Origin of the sequence: Arenibacter antarcticus (assembly GCF_041320605.1) — a bacterium.
GTDB lineage: Bacteria > Bacteroidota > Bacteroidia > Flavobacteriales > Flavobacteriaceae > Arenibacter > Arenibacter antarcticus.
Genome location: NZ_CP166679.1, coordinates 4,192,688 through 4,207,556, shown reverse-complemented (window position 1 = coordinate 4,207,556; position 14,869 = coordinate 4,192,688). Strand labels below are relative to the sequence as shown.

Sequence of the window (14,869 nt, the reverse complement as noted above, 5' to 3'; positions counted from 1 at the left end):
TAATTAAAGTTTTAAATTCCTATCCTCGTTATATTGAGCTGGAAGCATTTTTTTGTTATTAAAATGGATACTGCATTTATTTTGAAAGATATTTTAAAATAATGCACAGCTAGTCGACCAGAGGCATTAAATTTGACATCAATTGAAGAATTGATAACGTATTTAAATAGTGTAAGGTCTGATAAAGAGGATATTTCGGAATGCTATAATTAGTTCATGAATTGTTATTCTGAAGTAGGCATAGCACTTAGATATATACCACGAATTCACAGGAAAGCGAAAAGGATTTTTGAAAGGAGGAGCAGTAATCAATATGGGCGGTTCCTTAGGTTGATAGTCTATTTCTTGCACTTTGGCCTTTTTAACTGTTTTTCCTTTCTTGTAAAATAGATCCTAAAGCCCGTTATGTAAAGCGTTATGGGGACCAACCCAGAAATAAAGACCAGTATCCTTCCAAAAAAACCGGCGATTTCTCCTGTGTGGACCGGATAAAATTGGGCTGCAATCTTATTGCTAGTAAGATCCGTATGAAATTGAGTTAAACTTGATACTTCGTCAGTTTCTGTTAATTTTAACTCCTTACTTCTTCTCAGGCCTGGCTCTATAAAACGATCCTGGATATATCTAAAGTGAAATTCCCCATTGGATTCTTTAGGAAAATATATGGCCCGTAAAGCATAAATTGTATCAGGTTTCCTTGTCAACTCGGTAAACTTAGGCTGTATTACAGTATTTTGGTTTTGTGCCAACTTGGAACTGTCCAGAAGGGTCAGGGCAGCTTTGTAATAGCTGTTATAGGTGAAATAGGCTCCCGAAAAGGCAATAATGGCCAAGGGAATAAAAAATCCAACTCCAAGTACTTTGTGTAAGTCGTAGTTCAATTTCTTTCCTTTCCATTTTATGTTAAATCCCTTTTTAAAATTGTTCCCATAGGCTTTCCACCAAATATAGATCCCAGTCCCCAGGATCAACAATAAAAAAATAATGGAACTGCCACCCATTATATACTTGCCAATTTTTGGGATGGCCAGGGTACGGTGAATATTTAAGAGGTCTTCAAAAAATTGAATGGAGGCCGATTTTGTACCTAAAAAGGTGGCTGTCTGTGGATGGTGGTAATGGGTTTCTCCATTTTTATAGATCAATGAAATGGTCTGCTGTTCCCTATAGGGCAGATTTATTCTTGTTAAACTATCCTTATGCATTTCCATTAAGAAGGATGCCGTCCGCAACAATGTTCCTTCCGAAATAGTATCAATTTGGGTTGCCGTTAAAAGCTTGGGGTTTAGTGCCGCGGTTATTTCCGGTTGCCAGACATAAAGTGAGCCTGTTAGCCCTGAAATGGAAGCCAACAGGCCGCAGCTTATGCCCAACCAAAGGTGGATGTTTTTTATCGTCCTATTAAAATGTAACAATTGATTCAATTATTTTTGGGTAAAAGTCCATAGTACAATTTCTGTATTATGGGCTTTTATATTTAAAACTTGTATTGTAAGCTCAGCTTGGCATTGGTGCCTTCTCCTGCCCCGGTAAAGGTGGTTAATGGGGAGGCCCATTGCGACCTTGCAGGTAGGTAGTATTCGTTCAATAAATTATTTATCCCAAGGGAAACGGAAATATTGGACTGTAATTGATAGGCCATGGAAAGATTTACCAAAGTGTATCCGCTTACGGGGAATTCGGTATGCCTATAGGCCCAATTATCATTAGCATCCAAGAAGGGGTCAAATCGCTTTCTATCGCCCAAATTGGTTAGTCTTACTGAAGTATTCAGTTTTTCCGTAGGTTTCCAAGAAACATAGGCAGTCAATTTGGGAGCAGAAATAACATCGCCCCCTAAAAAAGAAAGATTATTAGGATCACCAACCTGATGTTTTACTCCTTCAACATAAGAATAGGAGGTCCCTATTTGCCACTTATTGTTAAAGCTTGTAACATCTATTGAGATTTCACCCCCATAAATTTGCTGTGGTTGCTTGGAAGGCACAAAAGTGTTGATCTCATCTACAAAGACCACTCCTGTTCCTAAATTCGATGTACTATAGTATCCTACCGCTTCCAACTGAATATTTGGGAACTTGGACATAAAACCGAATTCATAGTTATTGGTTACAGCCGGTTCTAATTGAATGTCGTTAATATTGCTCGCAACCGCAGAACGTAGTACAGAGCCAAGATCCGCGATGGAAAAACCTTGAGAATAACTTATATAGGGAATAAATTCCTGGTGCTCTATAAACCGTACCCCAAGATTAAAGGCAAGGTTGTTAAAAGCAAGTTTCCCGCCTTCCACGGCCACAGACGGATTGTAATTCCCGTCTCCTTTGGGAGAATAGGGAAGGGTATTGTAATCCACGATATCCATATTCATATCATCGTATCGCAAACCACCTTTTACTACCCATTGGTTATTAAATTTAATGGTTGCTTGTGCATATGGGGCCCAGTTGATCAACTCTATATTGGGGACCCATAGCCTGCCGTCCAAAAGACCCTGATTGGTTTTGTCTTTTAGTAGGTCCAGTCCATAGGTCAAAGAAACATCAATGGCACTGTAGGAGCCTAATTTTGTATTAAAATTAGGTCTTAACCCATATTTTTCAGCATTGATGACCGATTGCCCACCATCTTCAAATTTGTCCGAATAGAAAAAGATGTTTTCGGTGCTCTGGTAATAGAGGTCGGTCTCAAAATTGGTAGTACCGTTAAAAATATTGTTCAAATTATAGGTCAGCTGCCCGTTTATAAGGGTCGATCCCGTTGGTTCCTCCCCGGAAATACTACCTTTTATACCGTAACCCGCATTTATTTGATAATCTCCAGCTTGGTTAAATACCTGTACCTCGGCAGGCACTGGAATAAACGGGGTGTCGTGGACAGATTTGTAAATATTACCGCCCACGGACAGTTTTTGATTTTCGCTAAGAAGGTATTCCAATTTCCCAAAGGCACTGTAGATATCGGTATTGTCAAAACCATAGGTGGGGAGTAGTGGAATGCCATCCGCATCGTATTTATTGCCAGTCTGCTCCAAGCTACCGCTAACATAATATCTAAATTTATTTAGGTTTCCTTTTAGGGATTGGTATACTCCCCAACCCATGGCATCTTTGGTTTTTGCTAAGTTGGCGGTGCCCCAAACATTGGTGGTGACTTCCAGCTTTTTATCAGAGGTTGGGTTTTTGGTGATGTAGTTTATAAAACCACCATTTCCGCCATTTCCAAAAATAGAAGTAGCCCCTTTAATAACTTCCACCCGACTGATATCGTTGGGATTTACAGATTTTATTCCCAACTGTCCATTTCTAAGAGGGGTAGATTGGGGGATGCCATCTATCATTACCAAAAGTGATCTTCCCCGCAGGGTTTGTCCCCAATTTGAAAAAGTGCCTGTAGAAATCGCCAAACCGGGAACGGTAAACTCGAGAATATCACTTATGTTAGTGGTAATCTGTGAAAACTCTTCCAGTTTAACCTGCCCGACAACAGTGACCGAAGCTGGAATCTCGGAGAGGTATTCTGAATGCCTACTTGCGGAAACCACCACCTCGTCTAGATTGCTGATATCTTCTCTTAGGGTGATATTTAACACCTGGTCGGCATTTGTCTCCAGATGGAGGTTTTTGGTTTGACTTTGGTATCCCAGCATACGGATATTAAAATTGTAACTGCCTTGAGGGATAGCTTCCAATCTATAATCTCCGTTAAAATCGGTCATGGTGCCCAATTTCAGGTCCTCAATGTAAATGGTGGCCCCGGCAATGGGCAGGTTAGATTCGTCTGTAACTTTGCCACGCAGCTTTGCTTGGGAAAATACGGATAGGGACATCAGTATAGTAGCGGATAGAAATATGTATTTCATCAATTCTTATTTAGATTAATTAAAAATAGATGCAAATATAGAGTCCGGATATTACTCTGCCAAGAATTTTTTTATTTTTTATTTTTTGGAACTGATTTATAGAAAATATCCTTTGTAATCTAAAAACAAATCTTGATTAACACTTATTACAATCGATTGGGGACGTTTCTATCTGCGCGAACTATCATTCTCATAAACCATAAATCAAAGGAATTAGATCTTTAAATAATTTTTTTATCTGAACTATAAGCCAAAATAGGGAGGTTTTATACGGTGTTAAAAAATTAATACAGCAAGGCATTTCGAATACGCAATATGAGAGTCATAAATTAATCGGTCCAGAAGGAAAATAGGTGTGTCGAATGGGATTTTTCTGGACCTTATAGGACTGGCTTTTCGTCCTGTAAGCCTACCCTTTATTGGAATTATAATTCATTAGGGCTATGGGTGGTTATTTTACGTAATAATATGGTTTTTAATATCTGGATTTACAACAATTAGCGGTAACACAATAGGCGGTGGTAAGGGTATCCTGATCACAACCACGGCGGACATTCCACGTACCATAAAAAGAAATAAACCTGGCCTAATCTTTGAAACCATGACAATCCCTATCTACACAACAGTTAATGCTACTTTCACAACTTGGAATGTGGTGAAGAATATTGATTACCTACTTTGTCGATGATTTCTACCTCAAATCAGCCATTATGAAATTAAGAAGTGTAATTGTAGACGATTCGACTATGCAGCGGATGGCCGTGGCTAAGTTAGTGAACGATCATAGCAACCTAGCACTGGTAGCGGAGTACAGCAATGCCATTGAAGCAAGGAAAGGTATTGCAAACAATAGGATAGATCTTATTTTTCTGGATATTGAAATGCCTATTATCAATGGTTTCGACCTTTTGGAGTCTATGGACAAATGTCCACAAATAATCTTGATAACCGGTAATGCCCATTATGCCTTTAAGGCCTTTGATTACGACGTAACGGATTATCTTCACAAACCCCTCACATTAGCTCGTTTTAATGTCTCAGTTAAGAGAGCAGTAGCCCAATATGAGCAGCTAAATAAAGTGAACGAAGATGGGGAGTATATCGTTGTGAAAAGCAACCTCAAAAAGCGAAAAGTTGTTCTTGACGACATAAAATGGATAGAAGCTCTTGGCGACTATATTAAATTGGTGACGGATGAAGCCAATATCGTCATACTATCTACCATGAAATCCATTGTACAACAGTTGCCAGAGAATAAGTTCTTAAGGATCCACAAATCCTATATCGTAAACTTGGAAAAGATCGATAAGTTCAATAGCAAGAATGTTGAAGTTGCGGGAAGACAGATACCGTTAAGCCGAACCAAAAAAATAGAATTGGTCGAAGCGCTGAATAATATTTAGGAATTATTCGAGAATCTAAACTCTCGCTTAGTTGGAAGCCTTTTTTAGATAGTTTACTTTATAAATTATTTGCACACTTTATTATTACCTGGGAATTGTCCTGATGTATTTTTTGTTTCTCCAAGGACCGGTTTCATTGGAAAGTCAAATAATCGCTCTATCAAACATTTCATCCACGCTACCTTTATTTATCGGTTTGTCGAAATAGCCAATTACCAAAGGATGTTCCTTGGCGAGTTTACGGTCCTTTGTATTGGAAAAGGCGGAAACAATATAGATTTCCAAACCGTCTATACGTCCTTTAATGTTTTCCAGCTCCTCTAGAAAGTCCCATCCGTTTATTTCCGGCAGTACAAGGTCCAATAATATTATGTTGGGCAGGCCGTTTTGAGTTTCCGCACACGCTTTGATCATAGTCAAAGCTTCTTCCACAGTATAAAAACCAACGACCTGGTAGTTTGGATATGATTGTTCGATCTTATACGTCATGGCAAATTGTGATACCATATCATCATCGATAATCCAAACAGTATTCCCTTCCATAAATACCTACATTATAAAATTGGATTTCATTGGATGGGCCGCTCTTTACTCAAATAATAAAATCGATGATCCAAACCAAAACACTTAAAAAGGACATCAGTCCGGGCCATGGCTACTTTGTTCAATCAAATGCAAAACCAGTAGCCACTCTATAGATAAAAGCATATAGCACTATTGCAAACATGATGAAACTGAACCATGCAAAGGCCTTGAAGTATTTTTTAACTATCAAATTCCCTATGTCTTTAAAACCATCTGCATAAATTTTTCTGATAAGTAGTACTGTTCTCATAATATGGGTATAAACTTGGCGCAAAATTAAGACCGCCAATCGACTTCTCCTTACTATTTCGTCAACGGGTATTCGAGTCTGGTTTATCGGTGCTTACCAATCAGGTAAACGTTTTTATAGAAGTTCTGGCAATAACCCTTTTGCAGAACGTACAAAGTATCTTCAAGCTATCTGAGTCGTGGCCGAAAACCTCTAGCTTTTCGCATAACGGCAGCGCAATATTTCATGATCGATTTAATGAAAAGCTACAATTCTATGCAGATAGCGCTGGACGGATGTTAAGTGTGGACATTAGACTTAATTACGAGAGTATTTTGCAGGGATGTAGTGGTTAGATCGGAACAACCCATTATCAATATAGATCCTTGATTTTACTCACCTTGTGCAGATCCACTTCTATAAACATTTTATGTTTTCTTATGACATGGTACACGTCAAATGGTAGCGAGTATTTCTCCAACAAGTCAGCATATTCCCTCACCGCCGCCCTGTCACCTTGAATGCATGCTTTCAACATAGAAGCATCATCCGACAAGCGGAAAATGGTCTCGGTATCGATCCAAAAGTCTCTATTGTTGTTCCTCCAAGCAACGGGAAGGAGTTGAGGAAATGCAACCGACACCTCGCGGGCCAATGTTTCGTCAAATCTTTTATATTTTGTGAATTTGTCTTGAAAATAAGTCTTCAGGTCGGCACTGACCGCCCTTTCCATTGCTTTGCAATAGGCATTTTTCGATTCTTTGTTCTTCAGGATTACCCCATACAATTGGATTGCTATTTTCGCATCATATTCATTGTCGATATTTAGATGTATCATCTTTTTGGCTTTGGTAGGACCAATATAGTTTATTGCAAAAACTACGTTGCACCTATCGCCTGAATTTTTGACACAAATGGGGAAGAGGGAGTTCCTTGGCAATATCCCACGACTTGGTCATATCTCCGTTAATTCACATATTACGGAACTTGAAAAGCATATTTAAACAACCTTATTATACATGTCAATAGAGATCAAGTATTTTTTTGATGCTCAAAATCAACATAGTTTATTTTCCCCGTATCTTTAATTAGTTTACACTTTTAATCTTTAAATGCCCAAGATGGATTTTGGATTTGTTGGAGTAAGCACCAAAACACAAAAATTGGATTTACAAGTTGGTGCTCTATTATAGTAGAAGGTTCTCCGTAAGAATATTTTCTCAGATATAGTTTCAGGAGTAAAGGCAGAGAAAAAAAAATCATGATATATTATTAGAAAGATTAAGAGAGGTGGGAGCTTTAATTATGAGTAAAACAGACCGTTAGACCATAAACCTTTCCCATTCGATAAGACTAATTGATTACCAAAACTGAATGTTTTATAGGAAAGATAGTGGTTGGATGTTTAATAACAGAGTATTTGCTTTTTTAGAAGATTTCCGGACTCAGTCTAGCAAAGTATAGAGTGCATTTCATTGCAAATAATCCAACTTCAAAATAACCGTAAGTCTGATTTAAAAGCACACTATTTCATAAAATAGGATAAGTATGTTAAGCTAGTTAAAGGTTTTGAATATTTGAGAGACCAACAAAATACAATTGTTCACGGTTTAAATTTTGTTGGTACATCAAGTGAATTTCAATGTTTTTGACACCCTTATAACTGATAATACCTTAAAGTGGCAGCGTAACTTTGGATTGTACCCCACCATAGGTCTAATTGTCTAACAATTCGACTAATTAACCTAGCATATAATCCACATAATTCGTATCTTTTAGGTAGCTGAAGTATCCGCTATAATAACGATCAATGGTCCAACGCTTAAAACAAATTCAATGCAAGTAGTATGTCTACAGGAAGAAGCTTTTTACGCCTTGTTTGATAAGGTAGTTGAACATATGGAATCTAAGCGAAAAAATAAACCAGCCAAATGGATAGATGCTGAAGAAGCGATGGTACTGCTAAACATAAAATCCACTACTACATTGCAGAAATTGAGGGATGAAGGCAAAATTAGGTTTTCACAACCTCAGAAGAAAATTATTCTTTATGACAGGGATTCTATCAATGAATATATTGAAAAACATGCACGCGAAACATTTTGAGATATGAAGAAAGAAACAAAAATTGATACAGATTATTTACAGGGATTCAATCTTGGTTATGATTTGGCCAAGGAGTTGAACTTAACCTCTCCAATGTTCAAGGATGTAAATTCGGATGATAATCATATGAATGCTATGCAGGCAGGAATGGCAGAATACACTAATGAAATTATGTATAGCAAAGATAATCTTCAAACTTTAGATGGAAAGAGTAGAGAGAACATTGGTACTCAAGATGACAATGGAAAAGGGTTAAACCAATCTGTTTAAAGTAATTTGATATTATACGCCTTATAAAAATATTAGAATCCATAATAGACTCTTTAGTATAAAATTCAGTTGGTTTTTTATTGCCCTTATTCCTGCGGAAGTTAAAAATCCTTTCCGTCTACGCATAATCGAACGAACGACTTTCGTCTACCTACTTTTTGAGGACATTTCGACTAGGGATTTTCAACCCCCTCGGAACCGCACATAAACGCAAAAAGGGCTTACAAAGGCCCTCCTTGCATTTATTTATCCTCAGCTATAGGTATTATTTTTTTAGGTTTACAGTATTGTTAATTAGAATGTTTATATTTATATAAAGCTCTAAAACAGGTGGTTATGAAAATTTATAACAATATTTCTCTCATTATTCCAATTTTACTGTTTTTTTCGTGTAGTAAAGATGACAATACCATTTCAGATTCAGATAGACACCAAGCCCTACTGGGCCAATGGGAATATCAAGCGATAATGACCGATAGGGCAGTAGATATTAATGGTGATGGAACGGTAAATATAGACTTGTTCAATACCCAAGAAATTAGGCAATGCATAAAAGACAACCTTACTTTTTTCACTGAAAGGGGGGTAGGGGAAAATGGAGGATACGCTATCAACGAAAATGGGTTGTCATGTGATGATCAAGACCCTTTTTCAACTATTGAAGAAGATAGTTATGAGCTAATAGATAATTCGATTATTCGATTTGTCATTAGAAATGAGATGCGAATCATTGATCTTACTAGGAGTAAGATGATAGTTGAAACAAACGATACTTTGGGGAATGAGAATGTTATAGTGACAATCACATTTAAGAAAAGTTAGCAACAAGAAAAAAACTTAAATTCGTATGATATTTCCTGTAGCCTTTTCACTCCATTGTCCATTAGAATCTATAACCCTAACTTGATAAGGTTGGTCTTGATATCTTAGTTTACTCTCCTTTGGCTCTTCTTCTAGCTCAAAATAGCGTTCAACACCGCCTCCCTTTGCATCATTGTAATTGAACAGCATTGTATCCCACCTTCTAGCTTCTCTGTTGTAAATACGAACCTCTACTTGCTGTATCGTTGCACCATTATAAGCTTCGGAACAATTGGCAGCAAAGCAGGTGTATATCCGTACTACATAATCACAACCATTAAGACCTCCACAACTTATATTGTGTTTCTCACCCTTAACAGCTACAGTCGGCTTCTTAAACATTATTATCGATTCACTGGTCGTTTGTGATATGCCAGTTGAATTTTCGGCACGAAAATTAATGGTAAAACTATCGTCGATTTGGGGATAAAACTGCATTGCAACAGATCCGTATTCCACGGGGATAACCTCCCCCTCCCTATATATCCTTTCCCGATGGATTATATAACCACCATTCATACTGGCAAATTCAAAAGTCATTTCGTACCGAACAGATGGATCGTGTCCAGAAGTGGAATTTGTAACCACATTCAATAGAAAGGGTTGATCCTCAAATTTGTCTTGAGACGATTGGCTGACCGTAAGATCAAAAAATTCTTCATACTTTTCAAAATCGATATTGACATTTGCTGTTTTTTCGACTTCAGAAGATGATCTGACCGTAAATTCAATATTATGGTTGGATTCAGATATTCCAGTATACCTTCCTTGGAAGGAGCCAACAGGAACGTTAAAACTTTTTCCTGCCGCATAGGAATTGCCTTGGTATTCAAAGCTACCGTTATTGCTTCCTGATGAAAAATACATTACATAGGTATCGCCACCAATGCCTAATTCTGTAATATTGAAATTAGTATCGACGATTTCTCCTGTATAAGCCTGTGATTGTGTGGCATTCGCTGTGAAATTATAGTTTTTGGGAGCAACATTAACTGAAATAACAACCGTTTTCTCCAGTCCTGTATCGTTCTGGACATAGAAGGTAAATTTGATATTACTTTCGTCCGTTCCCTCTAAACTCCAATTGAAATTTCCTTTTGGAACATCATAGATATTACCCGCACTAACTTCGATTCCATTTTCATTTTTGATTAGTGCATTGCCATTCATACTGTATCGCATCGTATAATCGGAAGAACCTACACTTTCGGAAATATTGAAGTTTAGCGATGTAATTTCCCCAACTGAAATATCCGATTTTTGACTTCCTCCTGTAAATAGAAAATCGATTTGATTGTAACCGATGGTGGTGCTGGCAGTATGGGTGATATTTGCACTTGATTCCACACTAAAAACAATGTTGTGTTGCCCTGCTTCGGATCCTAAATAAACGACATTGTTGTTATTCGGACTTAACTGGAATTTTTCTCCTGGACCATATTCAGTTCCGTTTACACGCAGCGAACTATTTTTCCCTGACGAATAAAATGCTTCATAGGTATCGTTAGTTCCTTCAGGTATTTCATTGATATCGATAATAGTATTTACGGGAATATTGACAAATTCGGAAGTTTTAGAAGGAGTAATATTGACCGTGAAATCGTTCTGTTTGGTTTCCAAATCTATTAAGACAGGCCCAATCTCTTGACCATAATTGTCGGTTACTAAAAATGAAACCAGGTGAGAGCCTAAGCTCTCTGGAAAATAGAACAATGAAAAATTACCCAGTTCAACACCATACTCCTTAGAGTTCTGCAAAACATTACCATTTACCCCAGTTATCCTTCCATTCCCTTCTAAAATCTGGAACGAAATTTTATATGTTATATTTTCAGTGTTTCCATTTGATTTTATGTTGAAATTGAATTGGGTCCGCTCCTGAATATACACTGAATTACTTTCTGAATTTCCTGAAAAGGTAAAAGGAATATTGGCGACTTCAATTTCAACACTATCCCTTTTAGTTTGTGCATTGGAATCACGAATTGTAAAATATATTTTTCGTTTTCCCAAGTCGGTACTGGTAAAGGTATAATTATAAGAATTGGGAATAATATTTCTATATTGCCCAGGTTCCATGACTCCACCATTTTGATCTCGAACGGTGCCACCTCCAATGCTTGTAGAAGAAAAGGAATGTGTGATTTCGTATTCAACGTCAGATTCCTCATCTTGGGTTTTAAGGTCTATCGCAATCGCTAAATTTGTGTCGAGTTCTACCTGTGAAGAAGCTGCCGTTGTATTTATCGTAAAATTAAGATTCAACACTGAGAGTAATAATTCTTCGGTTAATTTAGCGCCATCGGGAGCTTTGGCCGTGATAATTAGTTTATGTATTCCCAAGGTTTCCGGAAGATAACTTAGTTCAGAAATTCCTTTAGGCAAAGAAAATGGTTTTCCGGCATCAAAAATTTTATCTCCCAAATACAGTTTTCCCGTTCCATTTTCTATTTGATAGGTAATTTCAAATTCGCTTTTATTGTTTGGATCTTCCGTTTCCTTGTCCCGTAACAGTGTGACATTAACTGGATTTTTAGAATTAATGATAAACTCATTCAACCCTTTGTTGAGCAAAAAGCTAAAACTGGCGTATTTGGCATTGTATACTAGTACAAGTTCCTTTTTGTTGGCGTTCGAATCCCACGCCATAAACCTTATTTTATGCTGCCCGGTATCAATAGCGACATAATTGTAGTTCCAATGTCGATCTTTTACTTGCAACGTGTCATTGGCTCTGATAGTATCGCCTTCCATGGACAGAAAGTAGCCTTTGATATTGCTCGGTGAATATTTTACAAAATAGTCTACAGTAGTTATTTCCTTCTCGGGAGTTAAAGTGAATGATGTACGGTTATTTTCAAAAATAAAGCTTTCCTCATTATGTTCCCCTGTAAAGCTGAACTCAAAACTATCCAGAATAATATCTTCAAATTCCTTGCTACATGCGAAAATTAGGATGAATATAAAAAACACTGTAGCTATGGGATATAATGTTCGATTATTTAAATTTTTCATTTTCAAATGATTTAAAATATAAAATACCTTAGCCCTATTCCAGCATAGGGATAGAACTGACCTACATCGCTGTTACTATGATAATATTCGTTGGCCTTTATCAATAGGGAAAAATCATTGCTTAATGTTATCTCCCCTTCTATGCCTAGAAATAATCCATATATAAATTTGCTTTTGGCATCTAAAATTGCGCCATTGGTTAAAATATTATTTCCGTTATTGATAATTTCGTATCCGAAAACACCACCACCACCAATATTTACTGCATACCGTTTAAAATTTTTTTGCTCCCAAATTTTCAGGAAGTATCCAGGCTGTACAGTGAATATGTTATAAGGAATATCGAACGAACCCTTATCCTCAGCAATGGCAGCAAAAATGCTCAATTGTACATATCGATCTCGGTTCACATGGTAATTGAGCGTGGCCATTATACCGTAACCATCCTCGGCATAACCCCCGCTTAGACCAACCGACGAAGCGTAATTGTTACTTTGTGAGTTTCCCAATGAGGTAATAAAAAGAGCTAAAATTGTTATAGTGTTCCTCATTTTTAAAAGTGTATGGGGTTATTAATAATTTCATGGCCTATGCTTAATGAGAAATTGCGATTGCCAGATTCCTCATCCAATTCCACTACGACCTCTTTTTTCTCATCCAGAGCAAATTTTTTAAAAACCACTACGAAATGGTTCTCACTTTTTCCTGCGACGGTTTTAGGTTGTTTGTATACAAAAACTGGATTCAGTTCCATCTTTTGATTACTACTACTATTTTTATAGTTGGTTGCAATTTGATGCTTTATGAAATTGATGTCCATATCAAGGCCTTCTTTGTTTTCTATCCGATACTGAAAATAAAGCTCGTCCTCATTATAATAAACACCTTTTAACCACAAGAAAACATTGTCCAACCTAGAGAAATAACGACTGATTTTAGCCTTGTCAAATTGCATGTAATAACACCGAAGTCGATAATATTCGAAGGGGTCGGATTGGTACAGCTCTTTGGTGGCGCTATCTTTGGATACATCAGTTTTTGTTTTAGAAAGTCTACTTGCGTAGGATATGGAGTCTTTTTTTGTGATTTTATTATACTGTTCCTCAGTTCTGATTTTCTGAAGTACATCTTCATTACTTTTATCCATTGGTTTACCCCCAATGTTGGCAACGGCCATTTCCTGAGTGATATACCAGGTCGTTTTTTGGGGAACCGCAACTAGTTCTAATATGAAATCGTACACGTTTCCAGAATCGGTAATGACCAAATAGTTGGTTACATTTTCATTTTCGACGGCGAGTTCATCGTAATACAATTTCAGTATCCTGCCACTATATTTGCCCCCTTCCGGTTTTGGTAAGTCCACAATAAAACCAAAATCGTTGCCAATACTGCTTTCCGAAATGTTTTCAGGAAATATCAGAATCGTCTTAAAATCCTTTGATATCTGCAACGTATCACTGAATGTTTGGCCACTCAATGAGTACACAGTTAATATGGCCGATAGGAGTAATAGTGCCTTCATAATTATTATGGTTTTTTTTGTGTTAGAAATACACGGTCTCCATTTACCAAAAGAATCTTGTCTCTCTGTTTGTATTTTTTCTTATGGAAAAAGTTTCCAAATGAACGCAGTAGATTTTGTGCCAATGGTATTTCTATAGCTTCTCCGACAGCTTCCGATAATTCCTTTACACCTTGTTGTTGAATGTCGGCTTTGAACTCCTGCAATAATTGTCCTGCACGCTCATTATGCAGTCCGATCATGCCATCTTCCTGATCGATTGCGGTCAAAGCCATTGCTGTATTATCTATATTGGTTATCTCTAACAATACCCTTGATCCCTGTACGTTGGCGGTGGCAAAAACAAATGTATTCTTTGAGAACCGTCTACCCTTAAAGTGGATATCATCTTTCAAGATCAGGGTGACCCTGTTACCTGGTAAGATAAACTGATCACGGTAAATAGCTGCATCAAATGATATTGGGTCGCTGTTGGTGGTAGTTGAAGGTTCCGTGTAAGGTGCGGAGTAATCCTGACTGCGGGCTTGACGTTGATCCCTTGCCTGTATCAATAAGTTTCTATATTCTAGTTTTTCTTGAGTCGCTGTGGTTTTGGAATTATTGGACTCGGAATATGATATAGTTTTGGTTCTTGTAGTGTCATTGTTTTCCTTTTCGCTCAAAGAAAAGTTATTGAGTTCCTCCAAAATACGTTCTAGTGAATCATTTTCCTTTGTTGTTTCTAATATGCTTTTGAAGAGGCCTTTTGACCGCAATTGATCTAGTGAATCTTTGAGGGACTTCTTATAGATATCGTTAGGTTTAGCAACATCGAGTTGTTTGTTGTGATCCGGCAAAGTATTGTTGTACGCATCTTCTGGAATACTGTATTGTTTGTCTATACTCATTGTACTGGTACTAGTCATCACAAAGAACACAGCCAATAATAGGATAATAGGGGCAGAGAATGCAAACAGCCTATGTCGTTTTATCCAGAGATTAAATTTTTCAATTTTGTAGTTCATCGGTTGGTT

The 14,869-nt window shown here is 37.3% G+C and carries 13 protein-coding genes; 4 read left to right on the top strand and 9 right to left on the bottom strand.

Going from position 1 to position 14,869, the window contains the following annotated elements:
* Nucleotides 1-338: 338 nt before the first annotated feature.
* Together KCTC52924_RS17270 and KCTC52924_RS17265 are read right to left on the bottom strand one after the other, a co-directional pair.
* Nucleotides 339-1,424 carry a PepSY domain-containing protein gene (locus KCTC52924_RS17270; RefSeq protein ID WP_251806007.1) on the bottom strand — a complete coding sequence of 362 codons (1,086 nt, stop codon included), beginning with the start codon at nucleotides 1,422-1,424 and terminating at the stop codon, nucleotides 339-341.
* 53 nt (nucleotides 1,425-1,477) lie between these two features.
* Nucleotides 1,478-3,862, bottom strand: a complete 2,385-nt coding sequence (locus KCTC52924_RS17265) for a TonB-dependent receptor domain-containing protein (RefSeq protein ID WP_251806006.1) — start codon at nucleotides 3,860-3,862, stop codon at nucleotides 1,478-1,480.
* A 710-nt stretch (nucleotides 3,863-4,572) separates the two neighbouring features.
* Here KCTC52924_RS17265 and KCTC52924_RS17260 point away from each other — a divergent pair.
* Nucleotides 4,573-5,265 (top strand): LytTR family DNA-binding domain-containing protein, encoded by a 693-nt coding sequence (locus tag KCTC52924_RS17260; RefSeq protein WP_251806005.1) that lies wholly within the window; start codon nucleotides 4,573-4,575, stop codon nucleotides 5,263-5,265.
* Between the two features lie 144 nt (nucleotides 5,266-5,409).
* Here KCTC52924_RS17260 and KCTC52924_RS17255 read toward each other — a convergent pair whose 3' ends face one another.
* From KCTC52924_RS17255 to KCTC52924_RS17245, 3 genes are all read right to left on the bottom strand, one after another.
* Nucleotides 5,410-5,808, bottom strand: coding sequence for a response regulator (locus KCTC52924_RS17255; RefSeq protein ID WP_251806004.1), 399 nt, complete (start codon nucleotides 5,806-5,808; stop codon nucleotides 5,410-5,412).
* Nucleotides 5,809-5,929: 121 nt separating this feature from the next.
* Entirely contained in the window at nucleotides 5,930-6,100 is a 171-nt protein-coding gene (locus KCTC52924_RS17250; protein ID WP_251806003.1) for a DUF6747 family protein, read from the bottom strand.
* Between the two features lie 352 nt (nucleotides 6,101-6,452).
* Nucleotides 6,453-6,917, bottom strand: a complete 465-nt coding sequence (locus KCTC52924_RS17245) for a PA2169 family four-helix-bundle protein (protein ID WP_251806002.1) — start codon at nucleotides 6,915-6,917, stop codon at nucleotides 6,453-6,455.
* A gap of 998 nt (nucleotides 6,918-7,915) precedes the next feature.
* On the opposite strand from KCTC52924_RS17245, the gene KCTC52924_RS17240 reads away from it, so the two are divergent.
* The 3 genes from KCTC52924_RS17240 to KCTC52924_RS17230 all read left to right on the top strand — a co-directional run bounded on the left by KCTC52924_RS17240 (nucleotide 7,916) and on the right by KCTC52924_RS17230 (nucleotide 9,277).
* Nucleotides 7,916-8,185, top strand: coding sequence for a helix-turn-helix domain-containing protein (locus tag KCTC52924_RS17240; protein ID WP_251806001.1), 270 nt, complete (start codon nucleotides 7,916-7,918; stop codon nucleotides 8,183-8,185).
* Between the two features lie 3 nt (nucleotides 8,186-8,188).
* Nucleotides 8,189-8,455 (top strand): hypothetical protein, encoded by a 267-nt coding sequence (locus tag KCTC52924_RS17235; RefSeq protein ID WP_251806000.1) that lies wholly within the window; start codon nucleotides 8,189-8,191, stop codon nucleotides 8,453-8,455.
* Nucleotides 8,456-8,791: 336 nt separating this feature from the next.
* Complete coding sequence (locus KCTC52924_RS17230) at nucleotides 8,792-9,277, top strand: hypothetical protein (RefSeq protein ID WP_251805999.1); 486 nt, start codon at nucleotides 8,792-8,794, stop codon at nucleotides 9,275-9,277.
* Nucleotides 9,278-9,292: 15 nt separating this feature from the next.
* On the opposite strand, the gene KCTC52924_RS17225 is transcribed toward KCTC52924_RS17230, so the two are convergent.
* From KCTC52924_RS17225 to traM, 4 genes are read right to left on the bottom strand one after another with little or no spacing between them, the layout of a single operon-like run.
* Nucleotides 9,293-12,331: a TraQ conjugal transfer family protein gene (locus KCTC52924_RS17225; RefSeq protein ID WP_251805998.1), complete on the bottom strand. Its 3,039-nt coding sequence runs from the start codon at nucleotides 12,329-12,331 to the stop codon at nucleotides 9,293-9,295.
* An 11-nt stretch (nucleotides 12,332-12,342) separates the two neighbouring features.
* Nucleotides 12,343-12,882 carry a conjugal transfer protein TraO gene (locus KCTC52924_RS17220; RefSeq protein WP_251805997.1) on the bottom strand — a complete coding sequence of 180 codons (540 nt, stop codon included), beginning with the start codon at nucleotides 12,880-12,882 and terminating at the stop codon, nucleotides 12,343-12,345.
* A gap of 2 nt (nucleotides 12,883-12,884) precedes the next feature.
* Nucleotides 12,885-13,856, bottom strand: a complete 972-nt coding sequence (locus KCTC52924_RS17215) for a DUF4138 domain-containing protein (RefSeq protein WP_251805996.1) — start codon at nucleotides 13,854-13,856, stop codon at nucleotides 12,885-12,887.
* 5 nt (nucleotides 13,857-13,861) lie between these two features.
* Nucleotides 13,862-14,860, bottom strand: a complete 999-nt coding sequence (gene traM, locus KCTC52924_RS17210; RefSeq protein ID WP_251805995.1) for a conjugative transposon protein TraM — start codon at nucleotides 14,858-14,860, stop codon at nucleotides 13,862-13,864.
* Between the last annotated feature and the right edge of the window lie 9 nt (nucleotides 14,861-14,869).

Coding starts and splice junctions, on each gene's coding strand:
- KCTC52924_RS17240 (WP_251806001.1), top strand. CDS start 7,916: ATGCAAGTAGTATGTCTACAGGAAGAAGCTTTTTACGCCTTGTTTGAT.
- KCTC52924_RS17220 (WP_251805997.1), bottom strand. CDS start 12,882: ATGAGGAACACTATAACAATTTTAGCTCTTTTTATTACCTCATTGGGA.
- traM (WP_251805995.1), bottom strand. CDS start 14,860: ATGAACTACAAAATTGAAAAATTTAATCTCTGGATAAAACGACATAGG.
- KCTC52924_RS17265 (WP_251806006.1), bottom strand. CDS start 3,862: ATGAAATACATATTTCTATCCGCTACTATACTGATGTCCCTATCCGTA.
- KCTC52924_RS17260 (WP_251806005.1), top strand. CDS start 4,573: ATGAAATTAAGAAGTGTAATTGTAGACGATTCGACTATGCAGCGGATG.
- KCTC52924_RS17230 (WP_251805999.1), top strand. CDS start 8,792: ATGAAAATTTATAACAATATTTCTCTCATTATTCCAATTTTACTGTTT.
- KCTC52924_RS17245 (WP_251806002.1), bottom strand. CDS start 6,917: ATGATACATCTAAATATCGACAATGAATATGATGCGAAAATAGCAATC.
- KCTC52924_RS17255 (WP_251806004.1), bottom strand. CDS start 5,808: ATGGAAGGGAATACTGTTTGGATTATCGATGATGATATGGTATCACAA.
- KCTC52924_RS17215 (WP_251805996.1), bottom strand. CDS start 13,856: ATGAAGGCACTATTACTCCTATCGGCCATATTAACTGTGTACTCATTG.
- KCTC52924_RS17250 (WP_251806003.1), bottom strand. CDS start 6,100: ATGAGAACAGTACTACTTATCAGAAAAATTTATGCAGATGGTTTTAAA.
- KCTC52924_RS17235 (WP_251806000.1), top strand. CDS start 8,189: ATGAAGAAAGAAACAAAAATTGATACAGATTATTTACAGGGATTCAAT.
- KCTC52924_RS17225 (WP_251805998.1), bottom strand. CDS start 12,331: ATGAAAAATTTAAATAATCGAACATTATATCCCATAGCTACAGTGTTT.